General features: G+C 69.8%; 19 protein-coding genes. 2 read left to right on the top strand and 17 right to left on the bottom strand.

All coding sequences use genetic code 11. The annotated features are described in order from the left end of the window. Positions 1 to 59: 59 nt before the first annotated feature. A complete protein-coding gene (locus E1285_RS01580; RefSeq protein ID WP_165966413.1) occupies positions 60 to 1,004 on the top strand; it encodes a DUF4097 family beta strand repeat-containing protein in 945 nt (314 codons plus the stop codon). Here E1285_RS01580 and E1285_RS01575 read toward each other — a convergent pair. The 14 genes from E1285_RS01575 to E1285_RS01510 all read right to left on the bottom strand — a co-directional run bounded on the left by E1285_RS01575 (position 989) and on the right by E1285_RS01510 (position 13,671). After that, on the bottom strand, positions 989 to 2,515 hold the full coding sequence (locus E1285_RS01575) for a M20/M25/M40 family metallo-hydrolase (RefSeq protein WP_132146914.1): 1,527 nt from the start codon (positions 2,513 to 2,515) through the stop codon (positions 989 to 991). The two genes, E1285_RS01580 and E1285_RS01575, sit on opposite strands and share 16 nt — an antisense overlap. Positions 2,516 to 2,684: 169 nt before the next feature. Then, positions 2,685 to 3,149 carry a DUF2550 domain-containing protein gene (locus tag E1285_RS01570; RefSeq protein ID WP_132146911.1) on the bottom strand — a complete coding sequence of 155 codons (465 nt, stop codon included), beginning with the start codon at positions 3,147 to 3,149 and terminating at the stop codon, positions 2,685 to 2,687. A 15-nt stretch (positions 3,150 to 3,164) separates the two neighbouring features. Next, positions 3,165 to 3,551 (bottom strand): F0F1 ATP synthase subunit epsilon, encoded by a 387-nt coding sequence (locus E1285_RS01565; protein WP_132146908.1) that lies wholly within the window; start codon positions 3,549 to 3,551, stop codon positions 3,165 to 3,167. Between the two features lie 64 nt (positions 3,552 to 3,615). After that, a complete protein-coding gene (gene atpD, locus E1285_RS01560) occupies positions 3,616 to 5,046 on the bottom strand; it encodes a F0F1 ATP synthase subunit beta (RefSeq protein ID WP_132146905.1) in 1,431 nt (476 codons plus the stop codon). 2 nt (positions 5,047 to 5,048) lie between these two features. After that, on the bottom strand, positions 5,049 to 5,945 hold the full coding sequence (locus tag E1285_RS01555; protein ID WP_132146902.1) for a F0F1 ATP synthase subunit gamma: 897 nt from the start codon (positions 5,943 to 5,945) through the stop codon (positions 5,049 to 5,051). Positions 5,946 to 5,950: 5 nt separating this feature from the next. Further along, positions 5,951 to 7,585 (bottom strand): F0F1 ATP synthase subunit alpha, encoded by a 1,635-nt coding sequence (gene atpA / locus E1285_RS01550; protein WP_132146899.1) that lies wholly within the window; start codon positions 7,583 to 7,585, stop codon positions 5,951 to 5,953. A 60-nt stretch (positions 7,586 to 7,645) separates the two neighbouring features. Next, positions 7,646 to 8,467: a F0F1 ATP synthase subunit delta gene (locus tag E1285_RS01545; RefSeq protein WP_132146896.1), complete on the bottom strand. Its 822-nt coding sequence runs from the start codon at positions 8,465 to 8,467 to the stop codon at positions 7,646 to 7,648. After that, entirely contained in the window at positions 8,464 to 9,021 is a 558-nt protein-coding gene (locus tag E1285_RS01540) for a F0F1 ATP synthase subunit B (RefSeq protein WP_132146893.1), read from the bottom strand. Before E1285_RS01540 ends, E1285_RS01545 begins: the two co-directional genes overlap by 4 nt. A gap of 32 nt (positions 9,022 to 9,053) precedes the next feature. After that, positions 9,054 to 9,284, bottom strand: coding sequence for an ATP synthase F0 subunit C (atpE, locus tag E1285_RS01535; RefSeq protein ID WP_132146890.1), 231 nt, complete (start codon positions 9,282 to 9,284; stop codon positions 9,054 to 9,056). Positions 9,285 to 9,389: 105 nt separating this feature from the next. Beyond that, positions 9,390 to 10,187, bottom strand: a complete 798-nt coding sequence (atpB, locus tag E1285_RS01530) for a F0F1 ATP synthase subunit A (protein ID WP_132146887.1) — start codon at positions 10,185 to 10,187, stop codon at positions 9,390 to 9,392. Between the two features lie 61 nt (positions 10,188 to 10,248). Next, complete coding sequence (locus E1285_RS01525) at positions 10,249 to 10,473, bottom strand: hypothetical protein (protein ID WP_132046054.1); 225 nt, start codon at positions 10,471 to 10,473, stop codon at positions 10,249 to 10,251. An 84-nt stretch (positions 10,474 to 10,557) separates the two neighbouring features. Beyond that, complete coding sequence (locus E1285_RS01520; protein ID WP_132146884.1) at positions 10,558 to 10,977, bottom strand: hypothetical protein; 420 nt, start codon at positions 10,975 to 10,977, stop codon at positions 10,558 to 10,560. Between the two features lie 218 nt (positions 10,978 to 11,195). Further along, a complete protein-coding gene (locus tag E1285_RS01515; protein WP_132147018.1) occupies positions 11,196 to 12,347 on the bottom strand; it encodes an MraY family glycosyltransferase in 1,152 nt (383 codons plus the stop codon). Positions 12,348 to 12,558: 211 nt separating this feature from the next. Beyond that, on the bottom strand, positions 12,559 to 13,671 hold the full coding sequence (locus tag E1285_RS01510) for a DUF2207 domain-containing protein (protein WP_132146881.1): 1,113 nt from the start codon (positions 13,669 to 13,671) through the stop codon (positions 12,559 to 12,561). Positions 13,672 to 13,953: 282 nt separating this feature from the next. Between E1285_RS01510 and E1285_RS01505 the strand changes: the two genes are divergently transcribed. Continuing rightward, a complete protein-coding gene (locus tag E1285_RS01505) occupies positions 13,954 to 14,382 on the top strand; it encodes a hypothetical protein (RefSeq protein WP_132146878.1) in 429 nt (142 codons plus the stop codon). A 58-nt stretch (positions 14,383 to 14,440) separates the two neighbouring features. Here E1285_RS01505 and E1285_RS01500 read toward each other — a convergent pair whose 3' ends face one another. From E1285_RS01500 to prfA, 3 genes are all read right to left on the bottom strand, one after another. Then, a complete protein-coding gene (locus E1285_RS01500) occupies positions 14,441 to 15,358 on the bottom strand; it encodes an L-threonylcarbamoyladenylate synthase (RefSeq protein ID WP_243722473.1) in 918 nt (305 codons plus the stop codon). A 62-nt stretch (positions 15,359 to 15,420) separates the two neighbouring features. Next, complete coding sequence (gene prmC, locus E1285_RS01495) at positions 15,421 to 16,281, bottom strand: peptide chain release factor N(5)-glutamine methyltransferase (RefSeq protein ID WP_132146875.1); 861 nt, start codon at positions 16,279 to 16,281, stop codon at positions 15,421 to 15,423. Next, positions 16,278 to 17,342 carry a peptide chain release factor 1 gene (gene prfA / locus E1285_RS01490; RefSeq protein WP_132146872.1) on the bottom strand — a complete coding sequence of 355 codons (1,065 nt, stop codon included), beginning with the start codon at positions 17,340 to 17,342 and terminating at the stop codon, positions 16,278 to 16,280. The genes prmC and prfA overlap by 4 nt, the downstream gene beginning before the upstream one ends. Between the last annotated feature and the right edge of the window lie 119 nt (positions 17,343 to 17,461).

Here is a 17,461-nt window from a genome sequence, read left to right as displayed (position 1 = left end):
GCCCCGTGCAGAGCAGGCTGGTCGCGTACGGGTGAACGGCGACGATCGGGAGAGACCACGTGAGGACCCTGACGGCTACGGCGGTTCTGGCGGCTGCGGCGGCGGCGCTGACCGGCTGCGGGAACCTGAGCTTCGGCACGCACGAGGAGACCCGCTCCTACACCGCGCCCGCCGGCATCAGCGCATTGAAGATCAACGGGGACGGGAGCCGGGTCGAGGTCACGGCCTCAGACACCAACACCATCAAGGTCAGCGAACGGCTGCGCTGGTCCAACGAGAAGAACAAGCCGGACGCCCGGCACGTCACCGAGGGCGACGCGCTCACGCTGTCGGCCAAGTGCGCCGACGCCACGATCGGATTCACGAACTGCGGGGTCTCCTACCGGATCCAGATCCCGCGCGACGTCCCCGTGGAGATCGACAACAGCAACGGGTCGATCGTCGCGTCCGGCCTCGGCGGGAAGGTGGACCTGCACAGCGACAACGGATCGATCGAAGTCAGCGACATGCGCGCCACCTCGGCGTCCATCAGCTCCAACGACGGTTCGGTGAGCGTCTCCGGGCAGGCCGGGACCACCGATCTGAACAGCGAAAACGGCTCGATCACCGCGACCGGCCTCACCACCGACCGGCTGAAGGCCCGCTCCAGGGACGGGCGCATCCGCCTCAGCGGCCAGGTCAAGACCGCCGACCTGCACACCAGCAACGGCTCCATCGACGTCGCCGGGCTCGCGGCCGAGCGCGTCACCGCCCGGACCAGCGACGGCGGCCTCAAGCTCGGCTTCATCTCGGCGCCCACGAACGTCCAGGCCAGCAGCGACAACGGCTCCATCCGCGTCATGCTCCCGAGCGGCCAGGGCTACGCCATCACCACGTCCACCGACAACGGCGGCGAACAGATCGACAGCGGTGTCCAGCAGGACCCCCGGTCCTCGCGGCAGGTCAGGCTGGACACCGACAACGGCAGCATCACCGTGCGCCCGGCCGATCAGCGGAGCTGGTAGGGGCCTCGCCAGACGGGCCGGTAGGACGGTTCGCGGTCCAACGTCATGCGCGCCCCGCCGTTGACCGCGACGGTGGTGCGGGCGAGGTGCTGGGTGACGTGCGCGATCCCGTCGACGTTGGTGTCGAGGAGCTTGAGGTGCACGTTCTTCAGCCCGTCGCACTTGGCGTGGTAGCACGGGTCGTACACCTTGCCGGCCTTGCCGCCGAACGTCTTGGCCTCCGCGGCGGTCTTGACCCCGTCGGCGCCGGTGTCCATGCCGCCGGCCGCGATGCCGTGCTCCACGAACGGACCGTAGTCGGAACGTCCGTTGAACTCGCTCTGCGTCGTCGGCAGCTTGCGGCCCTTGAAGTAGTCCCGGAACATCTTCTCGATCGCGCCGGAGCCGGCGGGCGCCCGGATGCCCGCGCCGGTGGAGTGGTCACCGTCGTACACGCCGCGCGTGCCGTTGCGTGAGCCGAGCATGTCGAAGTTGAGGTTCAGGGCGATCGCGTCGCGGTCCCTGCGGGACAGCTCCTCCACGTAGTGCGTCGAGCCGCGCAGCCCCTCCTCCTCGGCGCCCCACCAGGCGAAACGCACCCGGTTGCGCAGGCCGTCCTTGCCGAGCTCGCCGATCTTGGCGGCGATCGCGAGGAGCGCGGCCGCGCCGGTCCCGTTGTCGTTGATCCCGGGGCCTTCCGGGACGCTGTCGAGGTGCGCGCCGAGCAGCACCACGTTGTCGTCCCGTCCCCGGTCGGTCTCGGCGATGACGTTGGACGACGACCGCTTCCCGTGCACGGTGTCGGTCTTCACGTGCAGCTTGAGCTTGCCCTTCTTCGCTTCCTTCGCCAGCGCGGCGCCCATCGCGTGGGTGGGACCGACGACCGGGATCTTGGACGGCTTGGTGACCGTGCCGTTCACGGGACCCTTCGCGCCGGGCTTGTTGTAGATCACCACGGCGGCCGCTCCGGCGGACCTTGCCCTGGCGGCCTTGGTCTCGAACGTGCAGGCACCGCGCTGGACGAGCGCGATCGAGCCCTTCTCGAAGCCCTTGAAGTCCTTCTTCCCGCAGCCGCTCGTCCCCTCCTTGCCCTTGGCCGGGATGTCGACGGCGACCACGGGCGCGGTCACGTCGCCCGAGCCCGAGTAGGCGAGCGTGACGAAGTCCTCGCCCCGCTTGTAGGACTTCTTGGACGGCGCCGTCCGGGCCAGCACCGCGCCCGACTTCTCCCGCCAGTACGGGTAGGAGAACTTCTGGATCTTCGGCGAGAACCCGGCCTTCTTCAGCCGTCCCGCGACGTACTTCACGGAGACGCCGTAGCCGGGGCTCCCCGCGGCGCGGTCACCGCCGTTGAAGTCGGCGATCTCCTGGAACGCCTTCAGATGGGCCTCGACGTCCTTCGACGTGACGAGCTTGGCCAGGTCGGGACGTGCCGGCGCGGCGCCCGCGGCGGGCAGCACCGACGGAAGGAACGCCGCCGGCAGAAAGGCGGCGGGCAGCGCCACGGCGGCACCGGTGAGCAGCTTGCGCACGTGCACTCCTGCGGACGGAGACGGAGACGGAGCGGACCAGCAGCGATCCTGCTCCAGTGCCCCGTCCGCCTCAACGAGCGGCGCGGCCGCCACGCCGATTCGATACCGGCGCCTTACCAGCTCATGCCCGAGACCAGCACATTCCCAGGACCGGCTCGATCCAGGAGGCTCACTCCGGAGGGTGCAGTTCCACGGGGAAACCCGGCGGGGCCGCCTCCAGCCAGGCGAGAAAGCCGGTCATGGCCGAAGCGCCCATCGCCAGCTCCACGGTCAGGTCACCGTCCCTGACCTCGATGATGCTCACGTCCGGCAGCAGCCCATCGGCCTCGTCCGGATCCGGCTCGCGCCGGTTGGTCACGGAGAGGCCCCGGCGGTGAATCACCTGCCGGGGCCTGCTGCGGAATCCGAACACACGGTGCCAGTGCAGGGCGTCGCCCTTGTAGCGGCCGATGCCGAGGCGCCACACTCCCGGGGCTCCGCCCTCCGGGTGCAGCACCCGCAGGCTGCACTCGACGGCGCCGCCGCCCCGCGCGAACAGCCGGCGGCGGACCGCCATGGAGACGTACAGCAGCGCAGCCACCAGGACGAGCGCGGCGAGCACCCCGCCCGCGTCCAGTGCCAGCTGCTCGGCCAAGTCCCCCGCCGTCGCCTAGGCTTCGATGCCCGCCGCGCGCAACCGCGCGCGGGCCCGCCGCTCCGGCGTCGCGTCCTCGCTCTCGGCGCCGAGCGCGTCCTCCAGCGCCCGCCTGGCCTCCTGGACGTCGATCTCCCCGCCCAGCTCGGCCTGCTCGGCCAGCACCGACACTTCGTTGGCCGCGACGGAGAAGAAGCCGCTGCCGACCATCGCGGTGATCGTCTCGCCGCCGTCGGCGGGGTCGATCTTCACCACGCTGCCGTCGAGGAGGACGCCCAGTACCGGGGCATGGCCCGGGAGGATGCCAAGTGAACCCTCGATGGTCTGCGCGACCACCATCTTGGCGTCGCCGGACCAGATCTCGCGCTCCGGCGACACCAGCCCGACCTTCAGGTTTGCCACGTCAGTTCCTCCGAGTAGCTGAAGCGGGGCCGCCCCCGTGATGGGACGGCCCCGCCGGAGCGGACTACCTCTCCAGCTCCTTGGCCTTCTTCTCGACGTCCTCGATGCCACCGCACATGAAGAACGCCTGCTCGGGCAGGTGGTCGTACTTGCCCTCGGCCAGCGACTTGAACGAGGAGACCGTCTCGTCCTTGGAGACCGTCTCACCGGGCTGGCCGGTGAACTGCTCGGCCACGTACATCGGGTGCGACAGGAAACGCTCGATGCGCCGCGCCCGCTGGACGGTGACCTTGTCCTCCTCGGACAGCTCGTCGATACCGAGGATCGCGATGATGTCCTGCAGCTCCTTGTACTTCTGCAGGATCCGCTTCACCTCCTGCGCGACCTCGTAGTGCTCGGTCCCCAGGATCTGCGGGTCCATGATCCGCGAGGTGGAGTCGAGCGGGTCGACCGCCGGGAAGATGCCCTTCTCCGAGATGGCCCGCGACAGCGTCGTGGTGGCGTCCAGGTGCGCGAACGTGGTGTGCGGCGCCGGGTCGGTGATGTCGTCGGCGGGCACGTAGATCGCCTGCATCGAGGTGATCGAGTTACCGCGCGTCGAGGTGATCCGCTCCTGCAGCACGCCCATCTCGTCGGCCAGCGTCGGCTGGTACCCCACCGCGGACGGCATGCGCCCGAGCAGCGTGGAGACCTCCGAGCCGGCCTGCGTGAACCGGAAGATGTTGTCGATGAACAGCAGCACGTCCTGGTTCTGCACGTCGCGGAAGTACTCCGCCATCGTCAGCGCGGACAGCGCCACCCGCAGCCGGGTGCCCGGCGGCTCGTCCATCTGGCCGAACACCATCGCGGTGTCCTTGAGGACGTCCGCCTCGGCCATCTCCACCCAGAGGTCGTTGCCCTCACGGGTGCGCTCACCGACGCCGGCGAACACCGAGGTGCCACCGAAGTTGCGGGCGACACGGCGGATCATCTCCTGGATGAGGACCGTCTTGCCCACGCCCGCGCCGCCGAACAGGCCGATCTTGCCGCCCTTGACGTACGGGGCGAGCAGGTCGATGACCTTGATGCCGGTTTCCAGGATCTCGGTCTTGGACTCCAGCTGGTCGAACGGCGGAGCGCTGCGGTGGATGCCCCAGCGCTCGTTGACCTCCAGGGAGGCCGTGGGAACGTCCAGCGCCTCGCCCAGGGCGTTCCACACGTGGCCCTTGGTGATGTCGCCGACCGGCACCGCGATCGACTTGCCGGTGTCGACCACCGGCGCGCCGCGGACCAAGCCGTCCGTCGGCTGCATCGAGATCGCCCTGATCATGTTGTCGCCGAGGTGCTGGGCGACCTCGAACGTCAGGGTCTTCTCCTCGCCGCCGAGCGCGATCTCCGCGTTGAGGGCGTTGTAGATCTCCGGAATGGCGTCGGCGGGGAACTCCACGTCGACGACCGGGCCGATGACCCGGGCGACGCGCCCGGTCGCGGTCGCCGTCTCTACCTGAGCAGTCATTATCACTCCCCACCAGACTCGGCGAGCGCGTCAGCGCCACCGACGATCTCGCTGATTTCCTGGGTGATCGCGGCCTGCCGCGCCTGGTTCATCTGGCGCGTGTAGACCCCGAGCAGTTCGTTGGCATTGTCGGTCGCCGACTTCATGGCCCGCCGGACCGCCGCCTGGAACGCCGCCGCCGACTGCAGCATCATGTGAAAGATGCGGCTCTCGATGTAGTTGGGCAGCATCAGGTCGAGCGCCGCCTGCGCGGACGGCTCGAACTCGTACGCCGGCGGGACCTTGGAGGACTCGGCCTCCTCGATCTCCAGCGGCATCAGCCGGGTGACCCGGACGGTCTGGGTCAGCATCGAGACGAACTCGGTGTAGACCACGTGGATCTCACCGACGCCGCCCTCGGCGTCGGTCTTCAGGAAGTCCTCCGTCAGCCGCTGCCCGATCTCCTCGGCGTTGCCGAAGGCCGGCCGGTCGCTGAACCCGTTCCAGGTCTGCGCGACGTCCCGGTCCCGGAACCGGTACCAGGTGATGCCCTTGTTGCCGACGACGTACGGGACCGGCTCGCGGCCCTCGTCCCGCAGCGCCTTGATCAGCGACTCGGCCTCGCGGATCACGTTGGCGTTGTAGGCGCCGCAGAATCCGCGGTCGCTCGTGATGATCAGGACGGCGCTGCGGGTGTCGGCCGGCTGCTCCTGCAGCAGCGGATGGTCGATACCGACATGGTGGCTCACCAGCGCGGTCAAGGCCTGCGTGATCTGGTCGGCGTACGGCTTGGACGCCGTCACCGCCTGCTGGGCCTTGACGATCCGCGACGTGGCGATCATCTCCTGGGCGCGCGTGATCTTGGCGGTCGACTTGACCGACTTGATCCGCTGCCGGAGTTGGCGAAGCTGTGCGGCCATCGCCGTCAGTCCTTCTTGACGCGGGTGATCGTCTCCTGGCCGACGTCCTCATCCGCGATCGCCTCGACGGGCTCCTCCGCCAGGATCTCGCCCTCGCTGGTCTGGAAGCCCTTCTTGAAGGCCGCCATGGCGGTCCTGAGGCTGGCGAAGCCGTCCTCGGACAGCTTGCCGGTCTCCCGGATGGAGGTCAGCATGCCGCTCTCCTCCCGCTCCATGTAGTCGAGGAACTCGCGCTCGAAGCGGCGGATGTCGGCCACGGGCACATCGTCCAGCTCCCCGGAGGTGCCCGACCACACGGACACGACCTCCTGCTCGACCGGGAACGGGTTGCCCTGCGGCTGCTTCAGCAGCTCGACCAGGCGCGCACCGCGGTCCAGCTGGGACCGCGAGGCGGCGTCCAGGTCGGACGCGAACGCCGCGAACGCCTCCAGGTCGCGGAACTGCGACAGCGCCAGGCGCAGCGTTCCGGCGACCGTCTTCATCGCCTTGACCTGCGCGTCACCGCCGACCCGGGACACCGAGATGCCGACGTTGATCGCCGGCCGGACGCCCTGGTTGAACAGGTCAGTCTCCAGGAAGCACTGCCCGTCGGTGATGGAGATGACGTTCGTCGGGATGTAGGCCGACACGTCGTTGCCCTTGGTCTCGATGATCGGCAGACCCGTCATCGAGCCGCCGCCCATGTCGTCCGACAGCTTCGCGCAGCGCTCCAGCAGCCGCGAGTGCAGGTAGAACACGTCACCGGGGTAGGCCTCGCGGCCCGGCGGGCGGCGCAGCAGCAGCGACACGGCGCGGTAGGCCTCGGCCTGCTTCGACAGGTCGTCGAAGACGATCAGGACGTGCTTGCCCTGGTACATCCAGTGCTGCCCGATCGCGGACCCGGTGTAGGGGGCGATGTACTTGTAGCCCGCCGGCTCCGACGCGGGGGCCGCCACGATCGTGGTGTACTCCAGCGCGCCGGCCTCTTCCAGAGACTGGCGCACGTTGGCGATCGTGGAGCCCTTCTGCCCGATCGCGACGTAGATGCAGCGGACCTGCTTGCTCTCGTCGCCGGACTCCCAGTTCTCCTTCTGGTTGATGATGGTGTCCACGCAGACCGTCGTCTTGCCGGTCTGCCGGTCACCGATGATCAGCTGTCGCTGGCCGCGGCCGATCGGGGTCATCGCGTCGATGGCCTTGATGCCGGTCTGCAGCGGCTCACTGACCGACTGCCGCTGCACGACGGTGGGGGCCTGCAGTTCGAGCGCGCGGCGCTCGGTGCTCTCGATCGGGCCCTGGCCGTCCAGGGGGTTGCCCAGCGCGTCCACGACACGACCGAGGAAGCCGTCGCCGACGGGGGCCGAGAGGACCTCGCCGGTGCGGCGGGCCTTCTGGCCCTCCTCGATCTTGCTGAAGTCACCCAGGACAACGGCACCGATCTCGCGCACGTCCAGGTTCAGAGCCAGGCCACGGGTACCGTCCTCGAACTCGATGAGTTCGTTCGCCATCGCGGAGGGCAGGCCCTCGATGTGGGCGATGCCGTCGCCGGAATCGACGACGGTGCCGACCTCTTCGCGCGCGGCGGCCTCGGGCTCGTACGACTGGACGAAGCGCTCCAGCGCGTTCCGGATCTCATCCGGACGGATCGTCAGCTCCGCCATGATTCCTCTCTTGCTCCCTTTGGGGTCAGCTCCGCCGGTCGGCGGTCGGCTCCGCCGGCGTCAGCCGGCGCCGAGCCGCCGGCGGACATCGTCCAGCCGTCCGGCGATCGTGCCGTCGATGATCTCGTCCCCGATCTCGATCGACAGTCCGCCGATCGCCGAGGAGTCGACCTCGATGTTCAGGTGTACTTCGTGGCCGTAGGCGGCGGCGAGCACCGCGGCGAGCCGGGTCCGCTGCGCCGCCGAGAGCTCGGTCGGCGTGCGGACGAGGGCGACCATCCGCTGCCGGCGCTGGGCGACGAGCTTGCCGTACTCCGCCAGCCCGCCTTCCAGGCTACGTCCTCGCGGACGCAGCACGACCTCGGTGACGAGTGTCAGCGCCGCCGGGGTGACCTTGCCGTCCAGCAGCGCCTGGACCACGCCGAGCTTGCGGTCGTCCGGCAGGCCCCGTCCGGCCAGGGCGCCGCGCAGGGCGGGCTCCCCCTCGACGACCCGGGAGAACCGGAAGAGCTCGTCCTCCAGGTCGTCGATCTGCCGGTCGGCCTCGGCTCGGGCGGCCTCGGCGGTGACCGCCAGGACCTCCACCGCGTCCGACAGCTCCGACGGCTTGGACCAGCGCAGCCGGACGACGTCGGCGACCAGCCCGAGAGCGGCCGGCGACACCTTGCCCTCCAGCAGGATCTGGGCGAGCTGCGCCTTGTCGGCACCGTCCCGCGCCGGGTCGGAGACCGCCCGCCGCAGGCCGTGCTCGCGGTCGATCAGGTGCAGCACCGAGAACAGGTCGCCGCCGAGCGCGGCCAGGTCGGCGGACGGGACGACCGCCTCGAACCGCTCCTTGGCCTCGGCCAGCGACGCCCTGCTCACCGCTCCCGTGATGGTCATGATGTGATCTGCTCCTGCGTGCGAGCGCGCTCCTCGAGCTCCTCGAGGAACCGGTCGACCACCCGGCTCTGCCGCGCGCTGTCCTCAAGGGACTCGCCCACGACACGTCCGGCGAGCTCGACCGACATGGCACCGATCTCGGCCCGCAGCGACTGCAGCGCCTGCTGCCGCTCCGCCTCGATCTGCGCCTTGGCGTTGTCGACGATCCGGCGCGCCTCGACCTGGGCCTGCTCCTTGGCCTGGGCGATGATCTGCGCGCCCTGCTCCTCGGCCTTGCGGCGCTCGTTGGACGCCTCGACGGCGGCCGCCTTCTGCTGCGCCTTGTGGTCGTCGAGGACCTGCTGGGCCTTCTTCTGGGCTTCCTCTGCCCGCTGGAGCCCGCCTTCGATCGCGTCGGTCCGCTCCTCCAGCGTCTTCTGGATCCGCGGGACGAGGATCTTGCCCAGGACGATCATCACGACGAGGAACGCGAAGGTGCCGACGACGAGCTCGTACGCGTGCGGGACGAGAGGGTTGTTCTCCTCCGCCGCTAGGACGGAAGCTGCTTTGATCATGTCTGCAGCCCTTCCTCAGATGAGACCCGTGCTCAGATGCCCTGGAAGATGAACGGCGCGACCAGGCCGATCAGCGCCAGCGCCTCGGTGAGGACGAAGCCCAGCATCATGTTGGTGCGGATGACGCCGGTCAGCTCCGGCTGGCGGGCGATCGCGTTCACGCCCTGACCGAAGATGATGCCGACGCCGATGCCCGGGCCGATGGCCGCGAGACCGTATCCGATCGAGGTGACGTTACCGCTGACCTCGGCGAGATCTCCCATTGATCTTTCCTTTTCTGTCGGCCGGCGGAGCGTCCGCCGGTCTAGCTGAACGATGGTGGTTCAGTCCGGGCCCGGCGCCCGGGGTGGCGCCGCGAACCCGGGGCTCTAGTGCTCGGCCTCCAGGCCGCTCTGGATGTACATGGCGGCGAGCATCGCGAACAGGAACGCCTGCAGGAACTGGATCAGCAGCTCGAACGCGACCATGACGATCGTGACGACCACGCCGATGAGGCCGACGCCGAACCCGGCGAAGGTGGGCTTCTCGATCAGGAACCAGAAGCCGACGAGGCTGAAGAAGGCGATGATCGTGTGGCCGGCGAACATGTTCGCGAAGAGCCGGACGGCGTGCGTGAACGGCGCCAGGATCAGCGTCGACAGGTACTCGATCGGCACCAGCAGGAAGTAGACCGGCAGCGGCAGTCCGGGCGGGATCATGTTCGTGAAGTACTTCACCGGGCCCTGGTGCTTCATGCCCAGGTACACCTTGGTGACGTAGACGATGATCGCCAGCACGGCCGGGAACGCGATGTGCGAGGCGATCGGGAACTGGATGACCGGGACGACCGCGAAGATGTTCCAGATCCAGATCAGGAAGAACAGGGACATCAGCAGCGGCATCCACCGGTCGGTGTTCTTGCCGAGGAACGGGCGGGCGATCTCGTCCCGCACGAACATGTAGCCGACCTCGCCGATGTTCTGCATGCCCCGCGGCACCAGCTTCGGCTTGGCGAACGCCATCCAGAACAGGCCGCAGACGAGCAGCGAGCCGAAGACGGCGAAGACTACCGGCTTGGTGAGCCACTCGGGGCCGCCTGCGAACAGGGGCGGGAAGTCGAACAGTTCCGGGCCAGGGGCCTGGAACTCCCCCCCTCCGGGAGCGGCGAGGACCGTCTGCGCGTTCACGCGGCGTTCCCTTCATCAATGTGGTGATGTGTCACGGGCGCTTCCTCGGCGGCGGGGCCGCTCAGGAGGTGTGGCGGCCGAACTGCAGGTAGACCAGGTAGGTGGCGAGCCCGACGCCGATGACCACACCGATCGGGATCAGCCAGTCCTGCCCCGTCCAGTTGGCCAGCAGCCATCCCAGACCGCCCCAGATGATGATTCCGGAGAGCAGGTAGCCGGGGACGGACCAGGCGACATCGGCGAATTCCCGTTGGCCGTCCTCCGGCCGACGTTTCTGCTCGCTCATCGCGCCTCGGACGATAGCAGGCCATGCACTCGGTGGTCATATTGGAGTAGCCCGCCGGGGACATCACCTTCCGTGACGTGCGCATCACGGACTCCGGTCCAGCTGGACGTTCTCGGTTTCGTCAATGTAGGACCTCTGCTGCAGGGCGACTCGGAACTCGGCGGCGATCCAGAGCAGCGCGAGCCCGATGACCGTCCAGCCGAAGACCTTGGTGTCCCAGATCGTGACGCCGTCCATGATCGTGACCAGCACCATCACCGCGAGGATCTTCACCAGATAGCTCGCGAGCGCGGCGAGCATCATCGTCTGCGGCGAGATCTTTCCGGCCCACGAGACGACGAGCGCGCTGATCGAGAAGAAGGCGATCACCACGACGGTGGCCAGCGCCGCCGCGAGGGCGCCCTTGGAGCCGGCGGCCAGCAGGCCGATCAGGACGGCACCCACCCCGGCGACGGACGCCGGGATCGCGGCGCCGCGGAGCATCCGGGCGTCGTTGGATTGCATGAGGGCTCCGGCTGGTCACGTTGGGTGGTCGTTTTCTGTTCGTGAAAGGTATCACAAGCGTCCGGATTGTCCACAATTACCCTAGAGGTAACGCGATTCCGGGTCGTGCGGACCGCCCTCCACGCAGCGGCCGCGGGCGCCCGGGCGGCGGAGCCTACCGGACGGACACATCGTATCCGCAGGCAGGGCCCTCGCCGGGCCGGTTCGGGGACCGCTCCTCAGACGCGCATGGGCGGCCGCTCGGCGGCCTGGTCACCGGCGGACGCGGCGCCGTGCTTGCGGCGGCGGGGCTTGCGGATCACCAGCACGACACCGGCGGTCGCCACGATCAGCGTGACGCCGAGAGTGACCCAGGCGGCGTCGAACAGCGCCAGCCCGACCAGCCCGGAGGCCAGCAGCCCGACCCAGAAGTACATGATCAGCACGGCGCGGCGGGTGGAGTGGCCGAGCTGCAGCAGCCGGTGGTGCAGGTGCTGCTTGTCGGGGGCGAACGGCGACTTGCCCTGGTTCGTACGCCGCCACACGGCGAGCAGCATGTCGATGAACGGGACCGCGGCCACCGCCGGGATCAGCAGCACCGGGACGAAGAACGGGAACAGCCCGTTGGCGAGGATGGCCGGGTCGAACTGCCCGGTCAGCATGATCGTGGACGCGCTGAGCAGCAGCCCGATCAGCATCGAGCCGGTGTCGCCCATGAAGATCTTGGCGGGGCTGAAGTTGTGCGGCAGGAAGCCCGCGCACATCCCGAACAGCACCGCGGCGATGAGCGTCGCGCCGGTCAGGGTGGTCATCCCGTTCGTCCGCGACAGCAGGTAGGCGTAGGAGAACAGCGCCAGCGCGGCGATCCCGACGACGCCCGCGGCCAGCCCGTCCAGCCCGTCGATGAAGTTGACCGCGTTGATCGTCGCCACCACCACCAGGACGGTCAGCGGCACCCCGTAGGCGGGCGGCAGCGACAGCGACTCGCCCGTGGGCAGCGGGATCACGTAGATCTGGATGCCCTGCATGATGAAGATCCCGGCGGCCGCGACCTGACCGGCGAACTTGGTGAGCGCGTCCACCTCCCAGCGGTCGTCGGCGATGCCGATCAGCACCATCAGCCCGCCCGAAAGCAGCAGGGCTTTGGCGACGCTGACGTCGCCGTCCGCGAGGACCTTGCGCATCTCCGGCAGCCCGGTCGCCACCACCAGCGCCGCCACCATCCCGCCGAACATCGCGAGGCCGCCCAGCCGGGGCGTCGGGATGACGTGCACGTCGCGCTCGCGCGGAACGGCCTGCGCCCCGAACCAGACCGCGAACCTGCGCACCAGCGGGGTCAGCAGGTAGGCGACCAGCGCGGCGACCAGGATGGCGAGCAGGTATTCCCGCACTCCCCGCGCCTCCTCACCGATCACCGTCTGGACGGATGACTGCCCCGTACGCCGCGCCCCTCACATCCGGGGCCGGCGCATCCCGGACGCCGTCACCCTGATAGACGGCTCACCGGGACGATCTGTTCACGATCGCGACCGATCAACTGTATTCCTCCCGGCGCCCATCCGCGCCGCCTTACGCCGGGTCACACGGTCGGCCGGCGCCGAGTCAGACGATCGGCCTGCGCCGGGTCCCATGATCGGCCCAGAACCGGTGGAGGCACATCACCCCGGCCCCGGCGGTCAGGAGTGCGAGGCCGGCGAGACACCTGTCCCCCAGCGAGAACGCCCACAGCCCGTGCGCCGCGACGTCGTCGCCCGCGTCGGCGAGCACCAGCAGCGCACCGGCCGCGACCAGGGCCGCCCCGGTCCGCCGGCGCGGCGCGGGGCGGCGGGGCAGCAGCGCCACCATCCCGAGGGACAGCGCGAGCAGCGCGGTCCCCGGCCAGTCGCCTGCCCAGCGCGGCGGCAGGTACCGCGGAGGGGGGACGGCGATCGCGCGCTTGGGCAGCTCGACCCGGATCTCCATGCCCTCGTGCGGGGCGAGGGCGCGCTGGATGAACTCGACGGCGTAGGGGCCGTCGCGGTCGCGCAGGCACCGGGTCGTCGCGCCGGGCGCGCCGGCCTGGCAGCTCGCCAGCCGCGGCGGCGCCGGCGCCTCCACCCGGACCGCCGCGTTCCTGATCGGGACGTCCCAGCTCCTGCCGAGCGCGGCCCAGACCAGTTCGTCGTGGTCCTCGCGGGGCGTGAAGACCCCCGCCATCTCGTACTCGATCACGTAGGCCTGCCGTCCGCGGACCTCGCGCTGCCGTCCGCCGACGCTGATCTGCACGTCGTTCAGCAGCCGCGTCGTCTCGGCCCGGGACGGCGCGCCCGTCGACGAGCTGGTCCTGATGCCGCGCACCTCGTACACCCGGTCGCCGCTGCGGAACGGCACGGGCCGGACGATCCCGTGCCGCCCGGACTCGTCGAAGTCGTAGGTGATCGTCTCCCGGACGCGCAGTACGCCGTCGACGCCGATGGCGAGGACGACGTCGTAGGTCGCGATGCTCTCCGCGAGTTCCCCGGTGGCGGTCTCCGGCGGCGGCACGGCCCCGGAGACGGCGGGGGCGGGCTCCACGGTCCCGCCGGTGCCGTGCGTCCCGCCGGTGTCCGAGGTGTCCGTCGTGTCCGTGCCACGGGGCGAGGCGGCGGCGCGGGCGGGCAGCACCAGGACGACGATCAGCAGCAGCACGCCCGCGGCGATCGCGGGCCCCCGGACACGGCCACGCACGTCAGGCATAGTTTCACCGTTGCCGGCGCTCTGTCGGCGCAACGACGTCGATACCTTCGCCAGGCTACGTGCCACTTCCGGCCGGGACAGCCGCTGTGACCTTTGTCATGAAGGACGCGGGTGCGCGGACGGCTTCCCGGACCATTGGACGCCGCCGGAGCCGAATCGGTTCGCCGGACCACCGTTTTCGACCTCCCCTGGTCGGCTCTAAATTCCGCATAAAGATGATCTTGCCGATCCTGCTAGGTTATCCGGCGATAACCCCCCAGAGTCTGAAGGATGGAGGGACCTATGCGGCGATTCGCTGCCATAGCCCTGTCTGCCGGCACCCTCATGGCCGGCATGGCCGTCGTCGGCACCCCCGCCGAAGCGGCCGCGAAGAAGTGGGCGCCGTACAACTCCTACGGAAATGTCAGCGCGTGGGGCACCTACAGCCGCAGCGGCGGCACCACCTACGTGAAGGGCTACCTCCGCGACGGAGGGAAGAACGGCTGGACCGCCTGCGTGCGGTTCCTGTTCACCGAGGGCAGCAAGCGCTACTGGTCGCGCCACAAGATCATCGGCGTGACGTCCGGCGGCGCGAAGTACCACTACGACGGCAAGGCCACCGTCAGCATCAGCACGCGGTCGAGCTACAGCAGCCACCTTTGGGTGCAGGAGTGCGGCCGTAACAAGAAGACCGGCAAGTACTACTACGGCAAGGGCCGCAAGCTTTTCTGAGCCCCTTGCTCCATGGTGCCGATGAAGGTCCCGCCCGGTCCGGCGGGGCCTTCCGCATTCAGCCGTTCTCCGGCTGCTTTTCGCCGTCCTTGACGGACTCGTGGTCGCCGGACTCGTCCTTGACGAGCGAAGGCTTCGCGCCGATGTCGGTGGGGTCGGCGGGCTCAGCGGGGCCGGGAACGCGCTGAGCCTCCGCGTCCGGGGCCGCCGGCGCCTCCTCCTTGGTGAGGGAAGGCTTGGCCGGGGAAGGCTTGGCCAGGTCGACCCTGGACGCCGCGTCCGCGGGCTCCGCCGCCAGGCCGGACCCGTCCGGCTCGTCCTCGTCCTCGTCCTCGGCGGTCAGCAGCACGCCGACCACCGAGCGGATCTTGTGCTCGGAGATCGCGCCCACCCGCAGCAGCCGCGGCACCGAACTCGTCAGGTCCACGATCGTCGACGGGTCGCCATGCCCGGACGCGCCGCCGTCGAGATACACCGCGACCGAGTCGCCGAGCATCTTCTCGGCGTCCTCGGCGTTGCGGGCCGCGGTCTGCCCGCTGAGGTTCGCGCTGCTGACGGCCAGCGGGCCGGTCTCCTTCAGCAGCTCCACCGTCAGCTCGTGCATCGGCATCCGGACCGCGACGGTCCCCTTGGTCTCGCCGAGGTCCCACAGGAGGTTCTGATTGGCGCGGCACACCAGCGTCAGCGCGCCCGGCCAGAACTCGTCGATGAGGTCCTGCCCGTAGGTGCCGAGGTCCTCCACCAGCGCCGTCGCGGCCCGCACCGACCCGACCAGGACCGGCGGGGGCATCTCCCGCCCGCGTCCCTTGGCGTCCAGCAGCGCCGTCACGGCGGGCGGGGTGAACGCGTCCGCGCCGACGCCGTACACCGTGTCGGTCGGCAGAACGATCAGTTCCCCGCGCCGCACCGCGGACACGGCCTCGGCTATCCCGCGGGTGCGCTCCATCGGATCGGAGCAGTCATAACGTCGGCTCACGGTCGGCTCGTCTTCCCGTCTGCGTGGCGCTGGTCCTGCAATGGCACCGCCAAGGATACGGCCTACTCGGAGGCCAGGCGGGCGGTGACGAAACGGTCCCGGTTGGTCAGGTCGCGGCGGTTGCGGACGTCCCGCCAGCCGTGCTCCTCCGCGAAGATCCAGTAGACGCCGTTGCCCTGCAGGTCGCTGTGCTCGACCGCCGCGTATCCGCCGGGGCGCAGCAGCCTGCGGGCGGTGCGCTCGACCACGCGGATCTGGTCCAGGCCGTCGTCCCCGCCGCCCCACAGCGCGTCGGCGGGATCGTGGTCGCGGACGTCGCGCGGCACGTACTCCCACTCGCTCATCGGAATGTACGGGGGGTTGCTGACGACCAGGTCGACGGTGCCGTCCAGCTCCTTGAGCGCGGAGGCGAAGTCGCCCAGGTGCAGGCGGACGCGTCCCCGCTCGTCCAGCTCCTCGATGTTGCGGGTCGCGTGCACGAACGCGGTGGGGTCCTTCTCCACCGCGTGGACGCGGGAGCGCGGCGCCTCGAGCGCGATCGACAGCGCGATCGCCGCCGAACCGGTGCCGAGATCGACGACGAGGGGGTCGCGGACGTCCATGTCGCGCAGCGTCTCCAGCGCCCAGCCCGCCATCACCTCGGTCTCCGGGCGCGGGACGAACACGCCGGGCCCGACCTTCAGCTCCAGGTAGCGGAAGAACGCGCGGCCGGTGATGTGCTGCAGCGGCTCCCCCGCCTCGCGGCGCGCGACGAACTCCCAGAACCTGGCGTCGAACGCGCCGTCGGGGACGCCGTGCAGCTCCGTGCGCCGCACCCCGTGCACCGCCGCCGCCAGTTCCTCGGCGTCCGCGCGGGGTGAGGCGGCGCCCGCGTCCGCGAGCCGCGCGGTCGCCCTGGCGATCTCGTCGAGCAGCAGATTCATGATCCTTGCGCTTCGGCCAATCGGCGTTCCATGTCGGCGTCGACGAGCGCCTGCGTGACGTTGTGGAGGTCGCCGTCCAGCACGTGGTCGAGGTTGTAGGCCTTGTAGCCGACCCGGTGGTCGGAGATCCGGTTCTCCGGATAGTTGTAGGTGCGCACGCGCTCGGACCGGTCCACCGTCCGGACCTGGCTCTTGCGCTCGGCCGACGCGGCCGCGTCGGCCTCCTCCTGCGCCATCGCCAGCAGCCGCGACCGCAGGATGCGCAGCGCCTGCTCCTTGTTCTGCAGCTGGCTCTTCTCGTTCTGGCACGAGACGACGACACCGGTCGGCATGTGCGTGATGCGGACCGCGGAGTCGGTGGTGTTGACGCTCTGCCCGCCGGGACCGGACGAGCGGTACACGTCCACGCGCAGGTCGTTCGGGTCGACCTGGACGTCGACGTCCTCGGCCTCGGGCGTCACCAGCACGCCGACCGCGCTGGTGTGGATGCGTCCCTGCGACTCGGTGGCGGGGACGCGCTGCACCCGGTGCACACCGCCCTCGTACTTCAGCCGCGTCCAGACTCCTTCTTCCGCGGCGCCCTTGGCCTTCACCGCGACGGTGACGTCCTTGTACCCGCCGAGATCGGACAGGTGGGAGTCGAGGACCTCGGTCTTCCAGCCGACGCGTTCGGCGTACCGCAGATACATCCGCAGGAGGTCGCCGGCGAACAGCGCGGACTCCTCGCCGCCCTCGCCCGCCTTCACCTCGAGGATGACGTCCTTGGCGTCGTTCGGGTCGCGCGGAACGAGAAGATGCCGCAGCCGCTCCTCGAGTTCCTCCCGCCGCTTGTCCAGATCGCCGGCCTCGGCGGCGAACGCCGCGTCCTCGCCGGCCAGCTCACGCGCGGCGGCGAGGTCGTCCTGGGTGGAGACCAGCTCCCGGTGCGTCTCGACGATCGGCCGCAGCTCCGCGTAGCGCTTGCCCAGCTTGCGCGCCAGGTTCTGGTCGGCATGGACGGACGGGTCGGCGAGCCGTTCCTCGATGCCCGCGTATTCGGTGATCAGATCGTCGAGATTCACGCTGTGTCCTGGCCCGTCCCGGCCCCGGGGGCCCCGCTGCCGACGACGTCGGCGGCCTCCGGAAGCCGACTCCGAACGGCCCGGGGACCTCGCGAGGTCTCCCCGGGCCGTCCCTGGTC

This window comes from Actinomadura sp. 7K507, from assembly GCF_004348425.1.
In the GTDB taxonomy this organism is placed as follows: Bacteria; Actinomycetota; Actinomycetes; order Streptosporangiales; family Streptosporangiaceae; genus Spirillospora.
The sequence above is the reverse complement of the archived record's forward strand: the minus strand, read 5'-3'. Positions and strand labels throughout refer to the sequence as shown.